The following is a 25,145-nucleotide window of genomic DNA, read 5'->3' as shown; positions in this document are numbered from 1 at the left end:
GCGTCAGGTCAATAAATCGCAACTGATTAACATTCTTTACAATGTTACAACGTCCGGCCCTCAGCCCTACCCTTTAATCTTCGGATCCAGTGCGTCGCGCAGGCCATCACCCAACAGGTTAAAGGCCAGCACGGTAAAGAAGATCGCGAGGCTTGGGAAGATCGCCACGTGGGGCGCAATCACCATGTCAGCCCGCGCTTCATTGAGCATCGCGCCCCACTCCGGCGTCGGCGGCTGTGCGCCTAATCCCAGGAATGAGAGACTCGCCGCTGAGATGATCGATACGCCGATACGCATGGTGAAATAGACCACAATGGACGAGACCGTACCGGGCAGGATGTGGTTAAACAGGATGGTTGCATCGCTGGCGCCAATACTGCGCGCCGATTCGATAAACGTCTGTTGCTTCAGCACCAGTGTATTTCCACGCACCAGACGGGCAAACGCCGGAATGGAAAAGACCGCCACGGCGATGATCACGTTAGCCATCCCGCTGCCCATTATTGCGACGACGGCGATTGCCAGCAAAATGCCGGGGAAGGCAAACAGCACGTCGCAGATACGCATGATGATGCGGTCCCACCAGCCTTCGTAGAACCCCGCCAGCAGCCCCAGCACCGTACCGATGGCAGCGCCAATCAGCACCGCGAAAACTCCCGCCGCGAGTGAGATTTGTGCGCCGACCAGCACGCGGCTAAAGATATCGCGCCCGAGAGAGTCCACGCCAAACCAGTGCATCATTGACGGGCCATCGTTTAGTCGATCGTAATCGAAGTAGTTTTCCGCATCGAACGGCGTGATCCAGGGTGCCAGAATCGCCACTACGATCAGCAGCAGCACAAACAGTCCGGCGGTCATTGCCACCGGCTGACGACGAAATCGCCGCCAGAACTCCAGCCACGGCGTGCGGATATGGTCCGGTTTTAACCCCGGCATAGCCTTTAAAATGGCCTGACGACGCCAGTTAAACAATCGCATGTTACTTGTACCTGATAGCCGGGTTAATGGCGGCGTAGAGCACATCCACCACTAAGTTGATAAGAATAAATTCCAGTGAAAACAGCAGCACCTCTGCCTGAATCACCGGATAGTCGCGCATGTCGACGGAATCGACCAGCAAACGACCCAGCCCCGGCCAGTTAAAGACCTTCTCCACCACAATCGAACCGCCAAGCAGGAAGCCAAACTGCAGGCCCATCATCGTGACAACCGGAATCATCGAATTGCGCAGGCCATGCTTGAGGATCACCCACTTTTCGCTCACGCCTTTGGCGCGCGCGGTGCGCATATAGTCTTCACTCAGCACATCGACGAACGAGGCGCGCGTAAATCGCGCCATCACGGCGGCCACCGCTGCGCCTAAAGTGAGCGACGGCAGAATGTAGTGCTTCCACGTATCCGCCCCCACCGTCGGCAGCCAGCCCAGTTCGACGGAGAAGATCTGCATCAGCAGCATCCCCAGCGCAAACGCCGGGAAAGAGATCCCGGTGACGGCCAGCGCCATGCCGAGCTTATCCGGCCAGCGGTTGCGCCAGACGGCGGCAATAATCCCCGCGGCAAGACCAAAAATCATCGCCCAGATCATACTGGCAAGAGTGAGCCAGAACGTCGGCATAAAGCGGCTGGCAATCTCCTCAGAAACCGGACGTCGCGACACCATTGAGATGCCGAAATCGCCCTGCAACACGTTGGTGATGTAGTGCCAGAACTGCACGTACAGCGGCCGATCGAGACCCAGCTGCTGGCGCACCATATCGATCACCGTCGCATCCGCCTCCGGCCCGGCGATGAGTCGCGCCGGATCGCCGGGCAGCATATGGACGAACAGAAACACCAGCACCGCCACAATCAGCAGCGTTGGGATCAGCCCCAGCAGGCGTTTAAAAACATAATTCAGCATGCCTTTCCCTCTCATCCCGCAGACTATCGCCTGCGGGAATGAGTTCTGTTATTTCAAATCCGCGTCTTCAAAACTGAAGCCCGTATCCGGCATGATGTAGAACCCGGTCAGCGCCTTGTTGTGGGCGGAAACCAGTTTTTCCACCACCAGCGGCACCCACGGCGACTCTTTCCACAGAATATCCTGAGCATCCTTGTACAGACGCGCTTTCTCGTCGGTTTTGGTGGTTTTCAGGGCATCCGTCAGATCTTTATCCACCTGCGGATTGCTGTAGAACGCGGTGTTGAACTGCGTCGGCGGCCAGTTCTGCGAGGCAAACAGCGGCGAAAGCGCCCAGTCTGCTTCACCCGTTGATGCCGTCCAGCCGGTGTAGAACATGCGCACACCGCTCTCTTTCTGCCCTTTGCCTTCCACTTCCGCCGCGCGCTGACCCGCGTCCATCGCTGTCAGTTGCGCTTTGATGCCCACCTGCGCCAGCTGCTGCTGGGTGAACTGCAGCACTTTCTGCGCGGTGCTGTGATTATGGGATGACCACAGCGTGGTGCTAAAGCCGTTCGGGAAACCGGCCTCTTTCAGCAGCTCGCGCGCTTTCGCCGGATCGTATGGCCAGGGTTTATAGCTCTGGGCGTAGGCAATCGACGGCGGCACAATGCCCGTCGCCGGGGTCGCATAGCCCGCAAAAGCCACTTTCACCAGCGCCTGACGGTTAATGGCGTAGTTGATCGCCTCGCGCACTTTTGGATTATCAAACGGCTTTTGCGTGACGTTCATGCTGATGTAGCGCTGCATGATCGACGGGCTGGCCACCAGCTCCAGCTTGCTGTTTTTCTCAAGGATTGCCGCCTGCTCGTATGGGATCGGGAAAGCAAACTGCGCTTCGCCGGTTTGCAGCATCGCCGCACGGGTGTTGTTGTCGACAACCGGACGCCAGGTGATAGAGTCCAGTTTCGGCAGGCCCTTCTGCCAGTACCCGGCGAATTTCTTCACCTTCACGAAATCGGTCTGATTCCAGGTCACCAGCTCGTACGGCCCGGTGCCGACCGGGTGGAAACCAATCTCTTTGCCGTATTTCTTCAGCGCTTCCGGGGAGATCATCGCCGTCGCCGGGTGCGCCAGAATATTGATAAACGCCGAGAACGGCTCTTTGAGGGTGATTTTCACCGTCGTCGAATCGACGGCCTCGGTGCTGGCGATGTTTTTGTAGAGGTTATAGCGCTTGAGACTGTTTTCTTTATTGCTGGCGCGATCGAGGTTCACCTTCACGGCTTCAGCGTTGAAATCAGTCCCATCCTGGAACTTCACGCCGCTGCGCAGTTTGATGGTGTAGACCAGCCCGTCATCGGAGACGGTATAGCTTTCGGCCAGCACATTCTTCAGCTTCATCTCTTTATCAAGGCCAAACAGCCCCTGATAGAACGACTTCGCCACCGCCTGCGACAGCGTATCGTTAGCGTCATACGGGTCCAGCGTGGTGAAGTTGGACGCCACGGCGACCACCACATCTTTAGCCGCAAATGCAGGCGCTGCCGCCAGCGCGGCCGTCACGCTCGCGGCTAACAGCCATGAACGAGCAACAAATTTTGTCATTGTATTCTCCTGTTGTTCCCTGTCTGTCAAAAGCTATAAGCGTGAAAAGGCGTTGTGTTGATGCGGCGGTGCCACGAAATGTCCGGGGCCCACTTCGCGCAGAACCACACGCTCCGTCGCCTCGCCGCGTTTACGAATATTGCCCGGCATCTCATCCTGCAACAGCACGCGGTGGCCGTGCCGGTGCGCCGGGTCGGCCACCGGAACGGCGGCCATCAGTTTGCGGGTGTACGGGTGCTGAGGGTTTTCAAACACCGCGCGGCGCGGGCCAATCTCCACGATTTGTCCCATGTACATCACCGCCACGCGATGGCTGATGCGCTCTACCACCGCCATATCGTGTGAGATAAACAAAAAGGCGATGCCCAGCTCGCGCTGGAGATCGAGCAGTAAATTGATGATTTGTGCACGGATGGAGACATCCAGCGCCGAGACGGATTCGTCGGCAATCACCACCTTCGGATTCAACGCCAGCGCGCGGGCAATGCAGATGCGCTGACGCTGACCACCGGAAAACTCGTGTGGGTAACGCCAGGCATGTTCCGGCTTTAACCCCACGCGTTCCAGTAACCAGGCTACGCGCCGCTGCCCCTCTTCGCCTTTCAGCAGGCCATGCACCCGCAACGGCTCCATGATCGAGTAACCGACCGTCTGGCGCGGATCGAGTGAGGCATAAGGGTCCTGGAAGATAAACTGAATATCCCGGCGCAGGTGCTGTAGCTTGCTGGCTGGCAACGTGTCGATGCGCTCACCGTTAAAGGTAATGCTGCCCTCCTGGGAGTCGACCAGACGCAGCAACGCCCGTCCGGTGGTGGATTTCCCGCAGCCCGATTCCCCCACCAGCGCCAGGGTTTCGCCCGGCCACAGGTCGAAACTGACGTTTTCCACCGCGTGCACTTCGCGCTTCACGCGGTTAAGCAGCCCGCCGCGCAGCGGGAAACGGGTCACCAGATCGCGCACCTGCAGTATCGGCTCGCCCGGTACCACCGTGTCTTGTTCAGTCTCTTCGCTTTGCGCCACGCCCGGCGAAAGCAGCGGGAAGCGACGCGGCAAATCGCTGCCGTTCATCGCCCCGAGACGCGGAACCGCCGCCAGCAGCGCTTTGGTGTAAGGGTGTTCCGGTGCGTGGAAGATCTGCTCCACGCTGCCCGTTTCAACGGCCTCGCCTTGGTACATCACCAGCACCCGGTCGGCGATATCCGCCACCACGCCCATATCGTGGGTGATAAAAATCACCCCCATCTCCATCTCCTGTTGCAGCACTTTGATGAGCTGCAGGATCTGCGCCTGAATGGTCACATCCAGCGCGGTGGTTGGCTCGTCGGCAATCAGCACCGCCGGGCGGCACGATAGCGCCATGGCGATCATCACCCGCTGGCGCATGCCGCCGGAGAGCTGGTGCGGGTAGCGCCCGAGAATGGTTTGCGCTTCCGGAATACGCACCAGATCCAGCATGCGCTTGGCCTCTGCCAGCGCCTGCTCGCGGGATAATCCCTGGTGCAGGCGGATAGATTCGGCAATCTGCTCGCCCACCGGAAACACCGGATTGAGCGAGGTCATCGGCTCCTGGAAAATCATCGCCATGTCCGCGCCGCGCACGCTCTGCATTTGCGACTGGCTCAGCTCGGTGAGATCGATGACCTGCTGGTTGCGACGGCGTAAAAGCAGGCTGTCACAGTTGATCATCCCGCCTGCCTGCTCCAGCAAACGCATCAGCGACAGGGCCGTGACGGATTTACCGGAACCGGATTCACCGACAATCGCCAGCGTTTCGCCTCGCTTGAGAGAGAACGAAAGCTGTTTTACCGCCGGGACAAGCCGCCGCTCTTCCTGAAACGCGATGTTCAGGTTGTGGACGGCCAGAACTTCCCGGCTATCCAGATCGTTACTGTGCGGCACGCAGGCTCCCCTTATTCACGATAAATTCCCGTCGAGGGTGCATCGCCCGTATAACCCCAGGCGCGATACATCCCTTCACTGTTAAACGGCAACGCGACGTTGCCTTCACGATCCACAGCAATCAGCCCGCCGCTGCCGCCGAGCGCCGGGAGTTTTTCCATCACCACGCGCTCGCAGGCCTCGGCCAGACTTAAGTTTCCGTAATCCATCAAGGCGGCAATGTCATACGCCGCGAGCGTGCGGATAAACACTTCGCCCGTACCGGTGCAGGACACGGCCACATTGGCGATATTGGCGTAACATCCCGCGCCCGGCAGAGGGCTGTCCCCGACCCGGCCCGGTAATTTGTTGGTCATTCCGCCGGTAGAGGTCGCCGCCGCGAGATTGCCCGCTTTGTCCAGCGCCACCGCTCCAACGGTACCCATTTTGGTGCACTCATCGAGCGGTGCCGCGTGATCGAGCTGGGTGATCCCGGCGCTGCGCGCGTCCAGTAATTGCTGATAACGCTCGGGCGTCGAGAAGGTCTCAGCAGGCACCCGTTCCATGCCGTTTTCTGCGGCAAACTGCTCCGCGCCTACTCCCGTCATCAGGACGTGCGGGCTTTGCTCCATCACCAGACGCGCCGCCAGAATCGGGTTACGCAGATGGCTGACACCCGCCACCGCACCGGCTTTCAGGCTATTGCCGTCCATCACGCAGGCGTCCAGTTCGTGGGTTTCGTCGCGAGTAAATACCGACCCAATACCCGCGTTAAACAGCGGGCACTCTTCCAGCAAACGTACCGCCTCGGTGACGACATCAAGCGCGCTCTCGCCCGCCTCCAGCATCCGCTGGCCCGTTTCCACAATGGCAGAAAGCGCGTCAACGTAGCGTTTTTCCTGCTCCGGACTCAGCTTCGCACGGGTAATCGCCCCTGCGCCGCCGTGAATTGCGATCACCGCATTAACCATTTCCATCACCCATCAGCACAGAGGCGCCGCTTTTTCTATAAATATCATTATCGTTGTCAGATCTTCAGACGAATTTTGAATATAGAAAGACGCAAGGGTGATGTAAAGACTACACCCTCTGTGTCATACAGTTAGGGGCACTTTTCTGTCATAATGCCCGCTTTCGCTGTTATCCCGCAGGAGTAAACCATGGATTTTACCGCCGGACTGATGCCGCTTGAAACGGCACTCACGCAGATGCTCGCCCCCGTCACCCCGTTGAAAGAGCACGAAACGCTGCCTTTGCTACGCGGCTTTGGGCGTGTGCTGGCGCGCGACGTTGTCTCTCCGCTCAATGTGCCGGGGTTTGATAACTCGGCGATGGACGGTTACGCGGTGCGCCTTGCGGATATTCAGGCGGGAAATGCCTTACCGGTCGCCGGAAAAGCCTTCGCCGGTCAGCCGTTCGCGGGTGAGTGGCCACAGGGGACCTGCATTCGCATCATGACCGGTGCACCAGTGCCTGACGGGTGCGACGCGGTGGTGATGCAGGAAGAGACCGAACAGACCGACGCGGGCGTGCTTTTTACCGCCAGTGTTAAAGCGAATCAAAATATCCGCCGCGCCGGGGAAGATATCGCCCAGGGCGCAACGGTGTTCACGGCCGGAACCAAACTGACTGTCGCAGAGCTGCCGGTGCTGGCCTCTCTCGGCATTGCGGAGATCGACGTGGTGCGCAAAGTGCGCGTCGCGCTCTTCTCGACGGGCGACGAACTGCAGCTGCCGGGCCAGCCTTTGCAGGCGGGCCAAATCTACGACACCAACCGTCTGGCCGTGCATCTGATGCTGGAACAGCTGGGCTGCGAGGTGATCAACCTCGGTATCATTCCGGACGATCCGGAAAAACTGCGCGCGGCCTTTATCGAAGCGGATAACGCAGCCGACGTGGTGATAAGCTCCGGCGGCGTCTCCGTCGGCGAAGCGGATTACACCAAAACCATTCTCGATGAGCTGGGCGAAATCAGCTTCTGGAAACTGGCGATCAAACCGGGCAAGCCGTTTGCCTTTGGCACACTGGCTAACAGCTGGTTCTGCGGTCTGCCGGGCAATCCGGTTTCGGCGGCACTGACCTTTTATCAGCTGGTGCAGCCGCTGCTGGCGAAACTCTCCGGCGATAACGCCTCAGGCCTTCCTCCTCGCCAGCGCGTGCGAGCGGCGACGCGACTGAAAAAGTCCCCGGGGCGTCTGGATTTCCAGCGCGGTATTCTGACACGTAACGCCGACGGCGAGCTGGAAGTGAGCACCACCGGGCATCAGGGCTCGCATATCTTTAGCTCATTCAGCCAGGGTAACTGCTTCATCGTGCTGGAGCGTGAGCGCGGCAACGTCGAAGCCGGTGAATGGGTTGAGGTCGAAGCCTTCAACCATCTGTTCGGAGGCTAAAATGGCGGTGGAGCTGAACGATCAGGAGATGCTGCGCTATAACCGTCAGATTGTCCTGCGCGGGTTTGATTTTGACGGGCAGGAAGCACTAAAGGCGGCGAACGTGCTGGTCGTTGGCCTTGGCGGGCTGGGCTGTGCCGCCGCGCAGTATCTGGCGGCAGCGGGCGTTGGCAGGATGACGCTGCTGGATTTCGATACGGTATCGGTGTCGAATTTACAGCGTCAGACACTGCACAGCGACGCGACCGTTGGAGAGCCGAAAGTGATCTCGGCGCGCGATGCCCTGGCGCGGATCAACCCGAATGTTCACTTTACCCTCATTGATGCGATGCTGGACGATGCGGCACTGTCCGCCCACATCGCGCAGCACGATATTGTGCTTGATTGCACCGACAACGTGGCGGTGCGCAATCAGCTCAACGCGGGTTGTTTTGCCCATAAAACACCGCTGATCTCCGGGGCGGCGATCCGCATGGAAGGGCAGATCAGCGTCTTTACCTATGCGGATGGCGAGCCGTGCTATCGCTGTTTAAGCCGACTGTTTGGCGAGAACGCCCTCACCTGCGTGGAAGCGGGCGTCATGGCGCCGCTGGTGGGGGTGATCGGTTCATTGCAGGCGATGGAAGCGATTAAAGTGCTGACCCATTACGGCACACCTGCCGCCGGAAAAATCCTGATGTACGACGCGATGACCTGTCAGTTTCGTGAGATGAAATTGATGCGTAATCCAGGCTGCGAGGTGTGCGGGGGATAACGCTGACCGGGTGAGGCGACGCCAGCACCCGGTTTACTGGGTCAAATCGACGTGCGCCCAAACGCAGTCTGCCAGTCCTGCTCAAACTTCACTACCGCCGCATCCACCGCCGGAGAGCTAATAAACTGCTGCGCCACGTCCAGCGGCAGAGTAATAGATTCACACCCGGCCAGCAGGCAGTCCAGCGCCTGACGCGGTGTTTTGAAGCTGGCGGCCAGCACTTTAGCGTGCGGCGCGTGCAGCGTCAGTAGCTGCTGGAGTTCCACCACGGTCTGAATTCCGTCGCCACCCTGAGCATCAAGGCGATTCACATAGGGTGCGACATAATCCGCGCCTGCTAATGCCGACAGCATCCCTTGCGCCGCGCCATACACCGCCGTCCCAAGCGTTGGGATCCCTTCCGCTTTCAGCATTTTGATTGCCGCCAGCCCTTCTGCCGTAACCGGCACTTTTACCACCAGATCGTTAATGATGGCGCGCAGTTTACGTGCGTCTTCCACCATGCCCTCTGCGGTCGTCGCCATCACTTGGGCAAACAGACGCCCTTTTCCGCCGAGCGCGTCATGCAGCTCCGGCAGGAGCACCTCCAGCGGCTTTTTACCTGCTGCGACGATGCTCGGGTTGGTCGTTACACCGGCTAACGGGAAAACGCGTGCCAGTTTTTTGACTGCGGCTACGTCAGATGTGTCGAGATAAAATTCCATGATGTCACCCTCAAAATTAACCTGCCGTAACACTACCACGTAAAAACCTTCCTCAGAGTTGACGCACATCAAAATAACTTTCATTCGAAAGTTATTTAATCTTCATACGCAACAAGAGGCGAAAATATGATCTTCAATATTCAGCGTTACTCCACCCACGACGGCCCAGGTATTCGTACCGTGGTGTTCCTGAAAGGCTGCTCCCTCGGCTGTCGCTGGTGTCAGAACCCGGAGAGCCGCTCCCGCACGCGGGATGTGCTGTTTGATGCCCGCCTGTGCCTCGAAGGCTGCGACCTGTGTCAGCAGGCTGCGCCTGGGATTATCGACCGTGCGCTGAACGGAGTGATCATCCATCGCGAAAAACTCAATGACGCCCATCTCGACGCCCTCACCGACTGCTGCCCGACCCAGGCGCTGACGGTCTGTGGAGAAGAGAAACAGGTGGCCGATATTATGGCAACCGTACTGCGCGATAAACCCTTTTACGATCGCAGCGGCGGGGGTATCACCCTCTCCGGCGGCGAACCCTTTATGAGCCCGGAGCTGGCCCATTCTCTGTTTAAAGCCAGCCACGATCAGGGCATTCACACGGCGGTCGAAACCTGTCTCCATGTGCCATGGCACTATATCGAACCGTCGATACCCTATGTCGATCTGTTCCTCGCCGACCTTAAGCATGTCGATAGCGAGGTGTTTAAACAGTGGACTGACGGCTCGGCAAAACGGGTGCTGGAGAACTTAAAACGCCTGGCCGCTGCCGGAAAACAGCTGACCATTCGCGTCCCGCTGATTCAGGGCTTTAACGCCGATGAAGCGTCGATTAAAGCCATCACCCGTTTTGCCGCCGACGAACTGAACGTCCGCGATATCCACTTTTTGCCGTACCACACCCTTGGCATGAACAAATACACCCTGCTCGGCCAACCCTACTCTGCCCCTGACAAACCGCTCGATAACCCTGAGTTACTGGAGTTTGCCCAACAGTTTGCGGCCCAGAATGGGTTAACTGCGACCCTACGAGGATAAAGATATGACACAGCTGAATCTGAACACCCTGACAGACCGCATTAAGGCGCACAAAACCGCTCTGGTGCATATCGTGAAACCGCCGGTCTGTACCGAGCGCGCGCAGCATTACACCGAAATGTACCAGCAGCACATGGACAAACCGATCCCGGTGCGTCGCGCGATGGCGCTGGCGCATCATCTGGCAAAACGCACCATCTGGATCAAACACGACGAGCTGATTATCGGCAACCAGGCAAGCGAAGTACGCGCTGCGCCAATCTTCCCGGAATACACCGTTTCGTGGATTGAAAAAGAGATCGACGATCTGGCCGACCGTCCGGGCGCTGGCTTTGCGGTGAGCGAAGAGAACAAGCGCGTGCTGCACGATGTCTGCCCATGGTGGCGCGGCCAGACGGTACAGGATCGCTGCTACGGTATGTTTACCGACGAGCAAAAAGGGCTGCTGGAAACCGGCATCATCAAAGCCGAAGGCAACATGACCTCCGGCGATGCGCACCTGGCAGTGAACTTCCCGCTGCTGCTGGAGAAAGGTCTCGACGGCATGCGCGCGAAAGTCGCGGAGCGTCGTACTCGCATCAACCTGACCGTGCTGGAGGATTTGCACGGCGATCAGTTCCTGAAAGCGATTGATATCGTACTGGAAGCCGTCACGCTGCACATTCAGCGCTTTGCCGATCTGGCGCGTGAGATGGCGAAAAATGAGATCCGCGAAAGCCGCCGCGACGAGCTGCTGGCAATGGCGGAAAACTGCGATGTCATTGCCCACCAGCCGCCAAAAACCTTCTGGCAGGCGCTACAGCTGTGCTATTTCATCCAGTTGATCCTGCAAATTGAGTCCAACGGCCACTCGGTCTCCTTCGCGCGTATGGACCAGTATCTCTATCCATACTACCGCCGCGACGTGGAGCTGAATCAGTCCCTCGACCGTGAACATGCGATTGAGCTGCTGCACAGCTGCTGGCTGAAGCTGCTGGAAGTGAACAAAATCCGTTCCGGCTCGCACTCTAAAGCCTCGGCGGGTAGCCCGCTGTATCAGAACGTCACCATTGGCGGTCAGAAACTGGTGAACGGCGAGCCGATGGACGCGGTGAACCCCCTCTCCTACGCGATTCTGGAATCCTGCGGACGCCTGCGCTCCACCCAGCCAAACCTGAGCGTGCGTTATCACGCGGGTATGAGCAACGACTTCCTCGACGCCTGCGTGCAGGTGATCCGCTGCGGCTTCGGGATGCCCGCGTTTAACAACGACGAAATCGTCATCTCCGAGTTCATTAAACTCGGCGTGGAAAAAGAGGACGCCTACGATTACGCGGCAATCGGCTGCATCGAAACCGCCGTCGGCGGCAAGTGGGGCTATCGCTGCACCGGCATGAGTTTTATCAACTTCGCGCGCGTGATGCTGGCGGCGATGGAAGGTGGCCGCGACGCCACCAGCGGCAAGGTGTTCCTGCCGCAGGAGAAAGCGCTGTCTGCGGGCAATTTCGACAACTTCGACGAGGTGATGGCCGCCTGGGATCACCAGATCCGCTACTACACTCGCAAATCGATTGAAATTGAGTACGTGGTCGACACCATGTTGGAAGAGAACGTGCACGATATTCTCTGCTCGGCGCTGGTAGACGACTGCATCGAACGCGCGAAAAGCATCAAGCAAGGCGGCGCGAAGTATGACTGGGTATCGGGTTTGCAGGTGGGTATCGCCAACCTCGGCAACAGCCTCGCCGCCGTGAAGAAACTGGTGTTCGAACAGGGAGCGATTGGTCAGCAACAGCTGGCGAAAGCGCTGGCGGAAGACTACGAAGGTCTGACGCATGAGCAGCTGCGCCAGCGTTTGATCAACGGCGCGCCGAAATACGGTAACGACGATGATAGCGTGGATCTGCTGCTGGCCCGTGCGTATGAGACCTATATCGAAGAGCTGAAGCAGTATCACAACCCGCGCTACGGTCGTGGTCCGATTGGCGGGAATTACTATGCCGGTACGTCGTCCATCTCCGCGAACGTGCCGTTTGGCGCCGCAACCATGGCAACGCCGGATGGCCGTAAGGCGCATACTCCGCTGGCGGAAGGGGCCAGTCCGGCATCCGGTACCGACCACCTCGGGCCGACGGCGGTGATCGGTTCCGTCGGCAAACTGCCAACGGAGGCGATTCTGGGCGGCGTGCTGCTGAATCAGAAGCTGAACCCGGCGACGCTGGAAAACGATTCCGATCGTCAGAAGCTGATGATTCTGCTGCGGACCTTCTTCGAGGTGCATAAGGGCTGGCATATTCAGTACAACATCGTGTCACGCGAAACGCTGCTGGAAGCGAAGAAACACCCTGACCAGTACCGTGACCTGGTGGTGCGCGTCGCGGGCTATTCCGCCTTCTTCACCGCCCTGTCCCCGGATGCGCAGGACGATATTATTGCGCGTACCGAGCATACGCTGTAATTTCCACCCGCAACCCCTCTCCCACGCGGGAGAGACTGAGCACACTAACAACAGCAACCCAAGGGTTGCTGTTTTGCGTTTACTTTCATTCGAAATAAATTTGTGGTTCGGGTCACATTGTTATTAGAATGTTGCTGGTCGCAGTAATATTCTGGAGAGCAATGTATGACCGTAAAAGTTATCGTCACCGATATGGACGGAACTTTCCTTGATGATGCCAAGCAGTACGATCGTGACCGCTTTATGGCGCAATTTCAGCAGCTTCAGGCCCGTGACATCGAGTTCGTGGTCGCCAGCGGAAACCAGTATTACCAGCTCATCTCCTTCTTTCCGGAACTGAAAGAACAGATCTCCTTCGTGGCGGAAAACGGCGCGCTGGTCTTCGATCATGGCGAGCAGATTTTCCACGGCGAACTGACGCGTCACGAATCGCAAATCGTGATTGGCGAATTACTGAAAGACAAACAGCTTAACTTCGTCGCCTGCGGGCTGGAGAGCGCCTACGTCAGCCAACACGCGCCGGACGAATTTGTCGCGCTGATGTCAAAACACTACCACCGCTTACAGCGCATCAGCGATTATCATGAGATCGACGACGTGCTGTTCAAGTTCTCCCTGAACCTGCCGGACAGCGACATCCCTGGTCTTATCGACAAACTGCACGTCTCTTTAGATGGCATCATGAAACCAGTCACCAGCGGCTTTGGCTTCGTCGATTTGATCATTCCCGGCCTGCACAAAGCGAACGGGATTAGCCGCCTGCTGAAACGCTGGTCGGTCTCTCCGCAGGAGTGTGTGGCCATTGGCGACAGCGGCAACGACGCGGAAATGCTGAAGCTGGTGAGATACTCATTCGCCATGGGCAACGCGGCGGAAAGCATCAAAACGATCAGCACCTTCAGCACCGATGACAATAACCACCAGGGCGCGCTGAACGTTATTCAGGCCGTACTCGACAAAACCGCTCCGTTTTAACCTCTGATTCCTCCCCTGCCGGGGCGACGCTCCGGCACCTCACTCTTTTTTCATCCTGTGCTGCCCGTCAAGTTTTTAAACTTGCATTAACTTATTTTTAACTTAAAGTATCACTTGTAGATACTTTTACTTTCGAATGAAAGATAGCGAGGCAGTTATGACCTTCTCCAGTGAAATTTTGCCTGCGGACCACAAAGCCGCCATTCGCCAGTTAAAACGCGAATTACGTGCTCAGATCGGCGACGTTCAGGCCGTTTTTGACCAGCTCAGCGATAAGATTGCGACACGCGTGGCGGAAATTAACGCCATGAAGAATAACGGTGAAACCGTCTGGCCTGTGATTCCGTTCGAGGACGTAAAGAACGGAACGATTACCACGGCCCAACGTGAAGCGGTAAAACGCCGCGGCTGTGCGGTGATCAAAGGTCACTTCCCGCGCGAGCAGGCGCTGGCGTGGGATAACGCGATGCTCGACTATCTCGATCTCAACCAGTTTGACGACGTGTACAAAGGGCCTGGTGATAACTTCTTCGGCACCTTAACCGCGTCACGTCCGGAAATTTTCCCGATCTACTGGTCGCAGGCGCAGATGCAGGCGCGTCAGAGTGAAGAGATGGCGCAGGTACAATCGTTCCTGAACCGTTTATGGACTTTTGAGAGCAACGGCAAGCAGTGGTTTAACCCGGACGTCAGCGTGATCTACCCGGATCGTATTCGCCGTCGCCCACCGGGAACCACCTCTAAAGGGCTTGGAGCGCATACGGATTCCGGTGCGCTGGAACGCTGGCTGCTGCCGGCCTATCAGCAGGTGTTTGCCCGCGTGTTTGACGGCAATGTCGATCAGTACGATCCGTGGAATGCGGCGCACCGTACCGAAGTGGAAGAGTACACCGTGGATAACACCACCAAATGCTCGGTGTTCCGTACGTTCCAGGGCTGGACTGCCCTGTCGGATATGATCCCGAATCAGGGTCTGCTGCACGTGGTGCCGATCCCGGAAGCGATGGCCTACATTCTGCTGCGTCCGCTGCTGGATGATGTGCCGGAAGACGAACTCTGCGGCGTCGCGCCGGGTCGTGTTCTGCCGATTTCCGAGAAGTGGCATCCGCTGCTCATCGACGCGTTAACCAGCATTCCGGCACTGGACGCGGGGGATTCCGTGTGGTGGCACTGCGATGTGATCCACTCGGTCGCACCGGTAGATAATCAGCAGGGCTGGGGTAACGTGATGTACATTCCTGCCGCGCCGATGTGCGAGAAAAACCTCGCCTATGCGAAGAAGGTGAAAGCGGCACTGGAAACCGGCGCTTCTCCGGGCGATTTCCCGCGCGAAGATTACGAAAAAAACTGGCAGGACCGCTTTACCCTGAACGATCTCAACATCCACGGTAAACGCGCCCTCGGCATGGCCTAAGCGTCGTACAGCCCTTCCCGCTCCACGGCGGTGCGTCTTTTCCCCTGACGTATCCGCCGTACCGACTCCCGCACCGCCAGCGTGCCGTTCAGTAATAAGGTTCCAACCGGCGCATCCGGGCGCATCAGCCTCTGCTGGAGCATATGCACCGCTTCGGTTCCCAGCTCGTCGCGCGGGACATGCACCGCCGTTAAGGGCACATCCTGAATCGCGGCCAGATTAAAACCGTCGATACTCATCACCGACACATCCTGCGGGACGCGCAGGCCGTGCTTCTGCAGCGCGCGAATGGTGCCCTCCGCCATAAAATCTCCGCCGACCAAAAAAGCGGTAGGCAGCGCTTTTTCCGGCATCTGACTTAGCCACTCGCTCACCTGCTGCTCGGTCTCTTTGGCACTGAAACTCGGGACCACCAGCAGATCGCGTTTGTCATTGAATTTCAGATTATGCCCCTGCCATCCGTCGCGGATCCCCGCCAGGCGCAGCTCCATGGTGTAGCGCCGCAGGCACAGGACGTTCATCACTTCCCGGTGCCCCATCTCGAACAGATACTCCGCCGCGCGCTCGCCAATGGCGCGATGATCGGGAGCCACGGCGGGCAACCGCATCCGCTGATCGCGGCAGTTAATCAGCATGCAAGGCTTGCCGATATCGACGGCCAGATCGTGAATATGCGGATCGTCGATACCGAGCAAGATCGCCGCCTGGGTATCCGCTTCATTCATACGCGCCAGGAAAAGCTGCGCGTCGCTGTCATTCTCCTCCAGCGCGCAGTAGCGGAGCCTAACCTCATGTGATGCCAGCCCTTTGCTCACGCTCTGGATCACGCGGTAGTAAAAGATGTCGGACCGCTCGTCAAACGCGCGCTGCGGAGCAAAGACCACCAGACTGTTAAGCAGCAGTCGCCCGGCCGCCATGCCGTCCATCACCCCCAGCTCCCGCGCGCAGGCCAGCACTTTAGTGCGTGCTTTTTCGCTGGTATTGGACTTCCCCGCCAGCACGCGGGAAACAGTGCTAATTGAGAGCTGGGTACGGGCGGCAATTTCCGCGATTTTGAGTCTTTTATCCATTTTGTGATCTCGCTCCATTTGCCAAATGAAAAAATTTTCATAGCGTGAGATTGCGGTTACAGCAGGCTTAAAAGGCATCATGCCAAAATAAGCTGCGCAGTTATGAGAAAGCTTGCACAAAATCCGCTATTTCCCGCTCATTTTCTCCCTTAAGGTGAACTTGTCACACCACTTCCATACTAGTTGTATAGCAACTTGAAGTCATAAAACTGATAACGATCAAAGGCATAAAACCGGTGTGACACCCGATACGTTCATCCCCCTACCGTCCGTCTTGTGGAGAGAAAAATGAGTCAGGACATCAATACCCCTGTCGTGGCAAGCAAAGCCCGCCGCGTCATCAAGAATCTGCGCTGGTACGTGCTGGTGCTGTTTTTACTGGGCGTCACCGTTAACTACATCACCCGTAACTCGTTAGGCATCCTCGCGCCGGAGCTGAAAGAGAGCATGGGGATCACCACCGAGCAGTACTCGTGGATCGTGGGTGCTTTCCAGATTGCCTACACCCTCTTCCAGCCTCTGTGCGGCTGGCTGATCGACGTGATTGGCCTGAAGATTGGCTTTATGGTGTGCGCCGGGATTTGGGCGCTGATGTGTATTTTCCACGCCGGTGCCAGCAGCTGGCTGCATCTGGCAGTGCTGCGCTTCTTTATGGGTGCGTCCGAAGCGGCCGCCACACCGGCGAACGCCAAGACTATCGGCGAATGGTTCCCGAAATCAGAGCGTCCGGTGGCCGCCGGTTGGGCTGGCGTTGGCTTCTCTATCGGCGCGATGCTGGCTCCGCCTATCATCTACTTTGCCCATGCCTCTTTTGGCTGGCAGGGTGCATTTATGTTTACCGGCGTACTGGCGCTGCTGTGGGTGATTCTGTGGTGGGCGTTCTACCATAACCCGGAACAGCACCCGAATCTGGGCAAAGACGAGCTGGCGTTTATCAAGCAGGATAACGAACCGCCTGCCGTGAAGATGCCGTTCCTGACGGCGCTGAAAACCGTCTCCAAAAACAAACGTTTTTACGGCATCGCCATTCCGGCCTTTATGGCAGAACCGGCTTGGGCTGTGCTGAGCTTCTGGGTACCGCTGTATCTGGCGAAAGAGCACGGTATGGATCTGAAACAGATTGCGATGTTCGCCTGGCTGCCGTTCCTGGCCGCCGATCTGGGCAGCGTGGCCAGCGGCTACCTCACCCGCCTGTATACCCGCTGGTTCGGCTGCACTCGTGTGAACTCGGTCGTTGCCAGCTCCGTCACCGGTGCCTTCCTGATGATCTCCCTGGCCGCCGTGGCGATCACTCGCGACCCGTACGTCACCATCGTACTGATTTCGATTGGCGGTTTCGGCCACCAGATTATCTCCTGCATGTTAAGCGCCCTGGTGGTGGAGTCGTTCGACAAAGGCCAGATGGCCACCGTCAACGGCATGCGCGGCTCGGCGGCGTGGATCGCAAGCTTCTTGTTCTCTCTGTTAATTGGTGTCACCGCCGACAAAATCGGCTTCAACCCGCTCTTCATTGCCATGGGCTTCTTTGACCTGATTGGCGCATTTTTCCTGGTAGCATTTATTGCTGAACGTCGCGCCAAGCGCGCCTGATAGTGGATGTATTGCATATGAAAACCCTGAAAAACTGGACCCTTCTTGAACAGTCCGCGAACCATCTGGAACTGCTCGTCGATAATCAGCACCGTCTGTGTCTGTATGTGCTGGAAGAGAATCTGTTCCGCGTGCTGATCAAACGCAAAGGCGAGCTGTCGCTGGATAAAACCTGGAGTATCGCGCCCGCTCAGGACGTGCCGTGGGAGGGTCGCCAGCGCGACGATCTCAGCGGATTTAGCTGCCCGACGTGGACGCTCACGCAGCAAGACGACACGCTTGTCGTCGCGACTGAACACCTGCGCGTCACCGCCCACCAGCCTCTGTGGCTGGAGTGGCACTACCGCAATGAGGCCGGTGAATGGCTGGAGCTGGCGCACGACCGACCGACCAGCGCGTACCTGCTGAACGCCCACGGCGACGGCGCGGCGCACTATCTGAGCCGCCGCAAGGACGAGCGTTTTTACGGTCTGGGCGAAAAAGCGGGTGATTTGCAGCGCAACGGCAAACGCTACGAGATGCGTAACCTCGACGCGATGGGCTATAACGCCGTCAGCACCGACCCGCTGTACAAGCATATTCCGTTCACTATCACCCGCCGCGACAACGTGAGCTACGGTCTGTTTTACGACAACCTGAGCAGTTGCTGGCTGGATCTAGGTAACGAAATCGACAACTACCACACGGCATATCGCCGCTGGCAGGCGGAAGCGGGCGATATCGATTACTACATCTTCACCGGTAAACGCGTACTGGACGTCACCAAAGCCTTTGTCCGGCTGACCGGGAAAACGCTGTTCGGCCCGAAATGGAGCCTCGGCTACAGCGGTTCGACCATGCACTACACCGACGCACCGGACGCGCAAAACCAGCTGATGAACTTTATTCGTCTGTGTGAGGAGCATGCGATTCCGTGCGATTCGTTCCAGCTTTCGTCCGGCTATACCTCCATCAACGGCAAGCGCTACGTCTTCAACTGGAACTATGACAAAGTGCCGCAGCCGAAGGTGATGAGCCAGGCATTCCACGACGCGGGGCTGAAACTCGCGGCAAACATCAAACCGTGCCTGCTTCAGGACCACCCGCGCTATAACGAAGTGGCGGAGCGCGGGTTGTTTATCCGTGATTCAGAAACCGATGCACCGGAACGTTCAAGCTTCTGGGATGACGAGGGTTCTCACCTCGATTTCACCCATCCGCAGACCATCAAATGGTGGCAGGAAGGCGTGACCACGCAGCTGCTGGAAATGGGTATCGACTCCACCTGGAACGACAACAACGAGTTTGAAGTCTGGGACGGCGAGGCGCGCTGCCACGGTTTTGGCCAGGAGATTGCTATCAAGCATATTCGCCCGGTGATGCCGCTGCTGATGATGCGCGCCTCGATGGAAGCCCAGCAGCGCTTTGCGCCGGATAAACGTCCGTACCTGATCTCCCGCTCAGGCTGCGCCGGGATGCAGCGCTACGTCCAGACCTGGAGCGGCGATAACCGTACCAACTGGGACACCCTGCGCTATAACACCCGCATGGGGCTGGGGATGAGCCTCTCCGGGCTGTTCAACGTCGGCCACGATGTCGGCGGTTTCTCCGGCGATAAGCCGGACGCGGAGCTGTTTGTGCGCTGGGTTCAGAACGGCGTAATGCACCCGCGCTTCACCATTCACTCGTGGAATGACGATCACACGGTGAATGAGCCGTGGATGTATCCGGGCGTAACGCCTGCGATCCGCGGCGCAATTGAGCTGCGCTATCGTCTGCTGCCGTATCTTTATACTCTGCTGTGGCAGGCCCATGCTGATGACGAGCCGATGCTGCGTCCGACTTTCCTCGATCACGAGCATGATGCCCAGACATTCGAAGAGTGTGACGATTTCCTGCTCGGGCGCGATCTGCTGGTTGCCAGCGTCGTTGAACAAGGCCAGCGCGAGCGCCGCCTCTGGCTGCCGGACAACGAAACAGGCTGGTACGATTTTTACACCCATGAGTGGTTCTCCGGCGGCCAGTGGATCGTCCGCGATGCACCGCTGGAAAAACTGCCGCTGCTGGTACGCGCAGGGGCCGGTCTGCCGCTCAGCGAACGCATTACCCATGTGAGCGCCGGGAAAGATGATACCCGCGAGCTGAAACTGTTTCCTGTGAAGGGCGTGGGCACAACGTCGGGCCAGCTGTTTGAGGACGATGGCGAGAGCTGGGGCTATCAGAAAGGAAATGCGCTGTGGCTGGAGTGGGAGATGGTGTGCGATGGCACCACAATCAATCTGAAGGTCGCAGCACGCGGCGATTATCGTCCGGCGTGGAACGCGCTGAAGGTGTCGCTGCCTGCAGGGGAAAAACGTACGCTGCGGGTGAACGGGGTTGAAGGAGGTGAGTGGGTGGTGTAGTGCGGCCTGATGCCCTCACCCTAACCCTCTCCCACTGGGAGAGGGGATAAAGGCATGGCGCCTTTTCCTAAGTATTTCGCGCTGCAGGAAGGCGGCAAACCGGTGAATCCCCGGGAGCTTACATAAGTAAGTGACCGGGGTGAACAGGTGAAGCCAACGCATCTGCAGCGTGAAAGACGACGGGAAATTAGCCTTCGATGCCTTTGCTGCGCAAGTAATCTTCATAATTACCGGTGAAGTCCACGATGCGTTCCGGTGTGATTTCAATCACGCGGGTCGCCAGGGAGCTTACGAACTCACGGTCGTGGGAGACGAAGATCAGGGTGCCCTGATACATTTCCAGCGCCATGTTCAGGGATTCGATAGATTCCATGTCCAGGTGGTTAGTCGGTTCGTCCATTATCAGGATATTAGGTTTTTCCATCATCAGCTTACCGAACAGCATGCGCCCTTTTTCACCACCGGAGAGCACTTTGGCAGGCTTTTTGATGTCGTCCTGGCTGAAAAGCAGACGGCCCAGAATGCCGCGCACGGCCTGCTCGTCGTCGCCTTCCTGCTTCCACTGGCTCATCCAGTCGAAGACCGTCAGATCGTTTTCGAATTCAAATTCGTGGTCCTGCGCGTAGTAACCGAGCTGGGCGTTTTCAGACCATTTCACGGTACCGTTGTCCGGTGCCAGTTCACCCACCAGGGTTTTCAGCAGGGTTGATTTACCCACGCCGTTCGCGCCCAGTACCGCAATCTTCTCGCCCACTTCCAGCAGCAGATTGAAGTTTTTGAACAGTGGACCGTTATCAAACCCTTTCGCCAGCGCTTCCACTTCCAGCGCGTTACGGAACAGTTTCTTGTCCTGCTCGAAGCGAATGAACGGGTTCTGACGGCTGGAGGCTTTCACTTCGTCCAGCTTAATTTTATCAATCTGACGCGCACGAGACGTCGCCTGACGGGATTTAGAGGCGTTAGCACTGAAGCGGCTGACGAAGGATTGCAGGTCAGCAATCTGCGCTTTTTTCTTGGCGTTGTCAGACAGCAGACGCTCACGCGCCTGGGTGGCAGCCGTCATGTACTCGTCGTAGTTGCCCGGATAAACGCGCAGCTCGCCGTAGTCCAGATCGGCCATGTGGGTGCAGACCATGTTCAGGAAGTGACGGTCGTGCGAGATGATGATCATGGTGCTGTCGCGGTCGTTCAGCGTCTGCTCCAGCCAGCGGATGGTGTCGATGTCCAGGTTGTTCGTCGGTTCATCGAGCAGCAGAATGTCCGGGTTTGAGAACAGCGCCTGCGCCAGAAGCACACGCAGTTTCCAGCCCGGTGCGACTTCGCTCATCAGGCCGTAGTGTTGCTCAACCGGAATACCGACGCCGAGCAGCAGCTCACCGGCACGGGATTCGGCAGAGTAACCGTCCATTTCGCCGTAAAGCACTTCGAGATCGGCCACTTTATAGCCGTCTTCTTCGCTCATTTCAGCCAGACCGTAGATGCGGTCGCGCTCTTGCTTCACTTCCCACAGTTCCCCGTGTCCCATGATCACGGTGTCGAGCACAGTAAACTCTTCGAAGGCGAACTGGTCCTGACGCAGCTTACCGATACGCTCGTTCGGATCGAGCGACACGTTGCCGAGCGTCGGCTCTAAATCGCCGCCGAGGATTTTCATGTAGGTGGATTTTCCGCTACCGTTGGCACCAATCAGGCCGTAACGGTTGCCGCCGCCAAATTTGACGGAAATGTTTTCGAACAGCGGCTTACTGCCAAACTGCATAGTGACGTTGCTGGTAACTAACACGGGGAGATTCCTGCGAAAAAGTGTGATAAACACGGCATTATGCCACAATTCCGAATTGAAATCCCGTGTTGCAACCAACCACTAAACTTTAACAAAATCGAAAAAAATGTGATTTCGTACACATCTGAATTCCATGCGCGAGGGAATGCACATATAATGCGCTCCCATCAATGATTCAGACTCATCAACTAATCGCCAGAGTGGCAAAGATACCTCGCATAACATGAATATGAAATTATCAACGCTTTTTGCGGCGGCGTTAGCCGTAGTAGGTTTTTGCAATACCGCTTCTGCGGTGACTTATCCGCTGCCGACAGACGGTAGCCGTCTGGTGGGTCAAAACCAGGTGGTTATTGTTCCGGAAGGCAACTCCCAGCCGCTGGAATATTACGCCGCTGAATACCAGCTGGGCCTGTCCAACATGCTCGAAGCAAACCCGGGCGTTGACCCGTATCTGCCGAAAGCCGGTACCGTGCTGAACATTCCTCAGCAGCTGATCCTGCCGGACACCGTCCACGAAGGTATCGTGATCAACAGCGCTGAAATGCGTCTGTATTACTACCCGAAAGGCACCAATACCGTGATCGTTCTGCCGATTGGTATCGGTCAGCTGGGCAAAGACACCCCGCTGAACTGGACCACCAAAGTAGAACGTAAGAAAGCAGGCCCGACCTGGACGCCAACCGCCAAGATGCACGCCGAGTACATCGCTGCCGGTGAGCCGCTGCCAGCCGTTGTTCCTGCCGGCCCGGACAACCCGATGGGTCTGTACGCGCTGTACATTGGTCGTCTGTATGCGATCCACGGCACCAACGCCAACTTCGGTATCGGCCTGCGCGTGAGCCACGGCTGTGTGCGTCTGCGTAACGACGATATCAAGTTCCTGTTCGAGAATGTGCCGGTCGGTACCCGCGTTCAGTTCATCAATGAACCGGTAAAAGCGACCTCTGAGCCAGATGGCAGCCGCTATATCGAAGTGCACAACCCGCTGTCTACCAGCGAAGATCAGATTAACAACAACGAGATCGTGCCGATTACCCTGAAGAGCAACGTGCAGGCTGTCACCAGCCAGGCCGACGTTGAATCCACCGTTGTGGATCAGGCGGTACAGAACCGTTCCGGTATGCCGGTACGTCTGAACTGATTGACTCAGCTTCAAACAAAAAAAGCGGGCTGCTTAGCCCGCTTTTTTATTACCCGTTATTCACGATGACGATTCCACCGTGATCGTATCGATAGTGGCAATGGGCGTATTCCAGCGGCGTGCCATCCTCCAGATAGATCACCTGCTCCACCTCCAGCACCGGGTCGGTTTGCTCGCAGATCAGATGCTGCATATCCAGCGCGTTCGGTTTTAGCGCCCGCACCACCCGATATGACCCCATAATTTTCAGCCCCAGCGTCTCCTGCACGTACTGGAACACCGAGCTTTCAAGATGGGTTTTATTCAGCCCCGGCACCAGATTCAGCGGCATGACGGTGGAATCGAGCGACATCGGCTCACCGTTGAGGCTGCGCAGGCGAATAAAATCATAGATCGGCGTATCGGCGTTTATCATCAGGGAGGACTGCTCTTTCTCGTTCGGAAAGCGCAGTTCGAAATGGACCACTTTGCTGCTCACCGTGCCCAGATGTTCCCAGGTTTTGGTGGCGCCGAAATAGTCGCTGCCGGAGAGATCCCACTGGGAAAGCTGCAGGAAGTTTTTACGAATGAACGTCCCCTGCCCCTGTCGCGTATAGACCAGCCCTTCCACAATCAGCTGGCGCATCGCCTGCTGAATGGTCATCCGGCTGGTGCTGAACTCCGCCGCCAGCGCAAACTGGTCCGGCAGCGGTTCATTGGCGGCATACTGCTGGCTAATAATGCGTTTCTTAATTTCCCGCGCTATGGTGATGTACTTCGCCGCCATCGCCTTTTCCTTATGATTAATCCGCTATCGCACTGTTTTTCAATGCCACCCTCTCAGCAATCTTGAGGAAAGGCAGGTAGAAGAATACACCAAATACAATGATTGCCAACTGAACCACCACCGCCCGCCAGTCCCCCGCCGTCGCCAGCCAGGCGCTGAGTATGGGCGGCGTGGTCCAGGGGATCATGACTACACAGCGCGACATCAGGCCGAGCGTGGTACACAGCCAGGCAAAGTAAATCCCTATCGCCGGCAGCAGTACAAACGGAATCATCAGCGGCAGATTAAAGACAATCGGCAGGCCGAAAATCACCGGTTCGTTGATGTTAAACAGCCCCGGAGCCAGCGACAGCCGCGCCACCTGTTTGGCCGATTTTTGCCGTGAGAAGATAAAGATGGCGATCAGCAGCGAGATGGTGCTGCCCGTCCCGCCAATCATCCCGAACGTCGGGACAAAAATGTTATTGATGATATGCGGAATCGGCTGCCCGTTGGCGAAGGCCAGCATGTTCTCATTGGTGTTGATTAACAGGAACGGTTCCAGAATCACGCTGTTCACTACCGACTGGTGAATACCCAGCGTAAACAGGAAATTACCGAAGCTGTAGATAAAAATTGTGCCGGGCAAACTGGTATTAATGAGTCTGAGAGGCTGCTGGATAAAATGGGTGATCAGGTGAATCAGATCCGTATGCAGCACGTTCGCCAGTAGCGCCGCCAGAATGGCGAACAGGGAAAGCGTGATGATCGTCGGGATCAGCGCGGTAAAGGATTTGCTCACCGCAGGCGGGACGTTCTCGCCCAGCGAAATGTGCAACACTTTCAGGCGCGAAATCGCAATAAACACTTCCGTTGAAATCAGACCAATCAGCACCCCGGCAAATATGCCCGTTGAGCCGATATTGCTGAACGTCAGCACCTGGGTGACATTCACCGGCGCCTGACTGCCGACGGGCACCAGCTGGAGCTGCATCGGCATCATAATGATAAAACTGCTTACGGCGATAACCACTGCCGAAACCGGGTTGTCGAAATCTTTGTTGCGCGCCAGCGACCAGGCAATCATCGGGGCGAGTAACAGCGCCGCGATGTTCAGCGTGCCGTTAATAATCGCCTCACCCCACACCTTAAAGTGGGCGAGCGTTTCCCCTTCGAACACCCACGGAAACACCACGTTATTCACCAGCACCGCGAGACCGGCAAGGATAAAGATCGGCATTACCGTGGCGAAGGCGTCGCGCAAGGAACGTAAGTGCACCTGGTTTGCCAGGCGCGCGGAGAACTCAACAAATCTGTCGACAAACGACTGCATCGCAGGTGTAATTTTTGTATCAGACATAGCG

At 57.3% G+C, this 25,145-nt stretch carries 19 protein-coding genes; 9 read left to right on the top strand and 10 right to left on the bottom strand.

Translation table 11 applies throughout. The features are described 5' to 3' along the window. Positions 1–66: 66 nt before the first annotated feature. Genes gsiD through iaaA form a run of 5 tightly spaced genes read right to left on the bottom strand, consistent with a single transcriptional unit; the run spans position 67 to position 6,336 of the window. Positions 67–978 carry a glutathione ABC transporter permease GsiD gene (gene gsiD, locus ACB496_RS06985; RefSeq protein WP_095281372.1) on the bottom strand — a complete coding sequence of 304 codons (912 nt, stop codon included), beginning with the start codon at positions 976–978 and terminating at the stop codon, positions 67–69. A gap of 1 nt (position 979) precedes the next feature. Beyond that, a complete protein-coding gene (gene gsiC, locus ACB496_RS06980; protein ID WP_100777066.1) occupies positions 980–1,900 on the bottom strand; it encodes a glutathione ABC transporter permease GsiC in 921 nt (306 codons plus the stop codon). 48 nt (positions 1,901–1,948) lie between these two features. After that, complete coding sequence (gene gsiB, locus ACB496_RS06975) at positions 1,949–3,487, bottom strand: glutathione ABC transporter substrate-binding protein GsiB (protein WP_371974736.1); 1,539 nt, start codon at positions 3,485–3,487, stop codon at positions 1,949–1,951. A 33-nt stretch (positions 3,488–3,520) separates the two neighbouring features. After that, on the bottom strand, positions 3,521–5,386 hold the full coding sequence (gene gsiA / locus ACB496_RS06970) for a glutathione ABC transporter ATP-binding protein GsiA (RefSeq protein ID WP_100777068.1): 1,866 nt from the start codon (positions 5,384–5,386) through the stop codon (positions 3,521–3,523). A gap of 11 nt (positions 5,387–5,397) precedes the next feature. Then, positions 5,398–6,336 (bottom strand): beta-aspartyl-peptidase, encoded by a 939-nt coding sequence (gene iaaA, locus ACB496_RS06965; protein ID WP_371975214.1) that lies wholly within the window; start codon positions 6,334–6,336, stop codon positions 5,398–5,400. A gap of 189 nt (positions 6,337–6,525) precedes the next feature. Between iaaA and moeA the strand changes: the two genes are divergently transcribed. Together moeA and moeB are read left to right on the top strand one after the other, a co-directional pair. Beyond that, entirely contained in the window at positions 6,526–7,758 is a 1,233-nt protein-coding gene (moeA, locus tag ACB496_RS06960; protein ID WP_371974735.1) for a molybdopterin molybdotransferase MoeA, read from the top strand. Position 7,759: 1 nt separating this feature from the next. Continuing rightward, the gene (gene moeB / locus ACB496_RS06955; protein WP_248859881.1) at positions 7,760–8,512 is read left to right on the top strand and encodes a molybdopterin-synthase adenylyltransferase MoeB; all 753 of its coding nucleotides are present in this window, start codon (positions 7,760–7,762) and stop codon (positions 8,510–8,512) included. A 41-nt stretch (positions 8,513–8,553) separates the two neighbouring features. Here the strand turns inward: moeB and fsa are convergent, their stop codons facing one another. Continuing rightward, positions 8,554–9,216: a fructose-6-phosphate aldolase gene (gene fsa / locus ACB496_RS06950; protein ID WP_102105258.1), complete on the bottom strand. Its 663-nt coding sequence runs from the start codon at positions 9,214–9,216 to the stop codon at positions 8,554–8,556. Between the two features lie 126 nt (positions 9,217–9,342). On the opposite strand from fsa, the gene ACB496_RS06945 reads away from it, so the two are divergent. The 4 genes from ACB496_RS06945 (at position 9,343) to ACB496_RS06930 (ending at position 15,068) form a co-directional block, all read left to right on the top strand. Then, positions 9,343–10,242 (top strand): glycyl-radical enzyme activating protein, encoded by a 900-nt coding sequence (locus ACB496_RS06945; RefSeq protein WP_371974734.1) that lies wholly within the window; start codon positions 9,343–9,345, stop codon positions 10,240–10,242. Positions 10,243–10,246: 4 nt separating this feature from the next. Further along, positions 10,247–12,679 carry a formate C-acetyltransferase/glycerol dehydratase family glycyl radical enzyme gene (locus ACB496_RS06940; RefSeq protein WP_371974733.1) on the top strand — a complete coding sequence of 811 codons (2,433 nt, stop codon included), beginning with the start codon at positions 10,247–10,249 and terminating at the stop codon, positions 12,677–12,679. A gap of 165 nt (positions 12,680–12,844) precedes the next feature. Next, complete coding sequence (locus ACB496_RS06935) at positions 12,845–13,654, top strand: Cof-type HAD-IIB family hydrolase (protein ID WP_312069667.1); 810 nt, start codon at positions 12,845–12,847, stop codon at positions 13,652–13,654. 157 nt (positions 13,655–13,811) lie between these two features. After that, complete coding sequence (locus ACB496_RS06930) at positions 13,812–15,068, top strand: DUF1479 domain-containing protein (RefSeq protein ID WP_371974732.1); 1,257 nt, start codon at positions 13,812–13,814, stop codon at positions 15,066–15,068. Here ACB496_RS06930 and ACB496_RS06925 read toward each other — a convergent pair. Continuing rightward, positions 15,065–16,138: a LacI family DNA-binding transcriptional regulator gene (locus tag ACB496_RS06925; RefSeq protein WP_146003472.1), complete on the bottom strand. Its 1,074-nt coding sequence runs from the start codon at positions 16,136–16,138 to the stop codon at positions 15,065–15,067. The two genes, ACB496_RS06930 and ACB496_RS06925, sit on opposite strands and share 4 nt — an antisense overlap. 288 nt (positions 16,139–16,426) lie before the next feature. Between ACB496_RS06925 and ACB496_RS06920 the strand changes: the two genes are divergently transcribed. Both ACB496_RS06920 and ACB496_RS06915 read left to right on the top strand, forming a co-directional pair. Next, complete coding sequence (locus ACB496_RS06920; protein ID WP_100777076.1) at positions 16,427–17,728, top strand: MFS transporter; 1,302 nt, start codon at positions 16,427–16,429, stop codon at positions 17,726–17,728. Between the two features lie 17 nt (positions 17,729–17,745). Further along, on the top strand, positions 17,746–20,109 hold the full coding sequence (locus tag ACB496_RS06915; RefSeq protein WP_371974731.1) for a TIM-barrel domain-containing protein: 2,364 nt from the start codon (positions 17,746–17,748) through the stop codon (positions 20,107–20,109). A 187-nt stretch (positions 20,110–20,296) separates the two neighbouring features. Here ACB496_RS06915 and ACB496_RS06910 read toward each other — a convergent pair whose 3' ends face one another. Beyond that, complete coding sequence (locus ACB496_RS06910; RefSeq protein ID WP_100777078.1) at positions 20,297–21,892, bottom strand: ABC-F family ATPase; 1,596 nt, start codon at positions 21,890–21,892, stop codon at positions 20,297–20,299. A 223-nt stretch (positions 21,893–22,115) separates the two neighbouring features. Between ACB496_RS06910 and ldtB the strand changes: the two genes are divergently transcribed. After that, a complete protein-coding gene (gene ldtB, locus ACB496_RS06905; protein WP_102105187.1) occupies positions 22,116–23,036 on the top strand; it encodes a L,D-transpeptidase in 921 nt (306 codons plus the stop codon). A 49-nt stretch (positions 23,037–23,085) separates the two neighbouring features. Here the strand turns inward: ldtB and ACB496_RS06900 are convergent, their stop codons facing one another. Both ACB496_RS06900 and ACB496_RS06895 read right to left on the bottom strand, forming a co-directional pair. Further along, entirely contained in the window at positions 23,086–23,802 is a 717-nt protein-coding gene (locus tag ACB496_RS06900; RefSeq protein WP_100777080.1) for a GntR family transcriptional regulator, read from the bottom strand. Positions 23,803–23,818: 16 nt separating this feature from the next. Further along, entirely contained in the window at positions 23,819–25,141 is a 1,323-nt protein-coding gene (locus ACB496_RS06895) for a PTS sugar transporter subunit IIC (protein WP_100777081.1), read from the bottom strand. Positions 25,142–25,145: the final 4 nt, after the last annotated feature.

The sequence above is a fragment of the Lelliottia nimipressuralis genome (genome assembly GCF_041464075.1).
Classification (GTDB): domain Bacteria; phylum Pseudomonadota; class Gammaproteobacteria; order Enterobacterales; family Enterobacteriaceae; genus Enterobacter; species Enterobacter nimipressuralis.
This window is presented reverse-complemented; position numbering and strand designations above follow the sequence as displayed.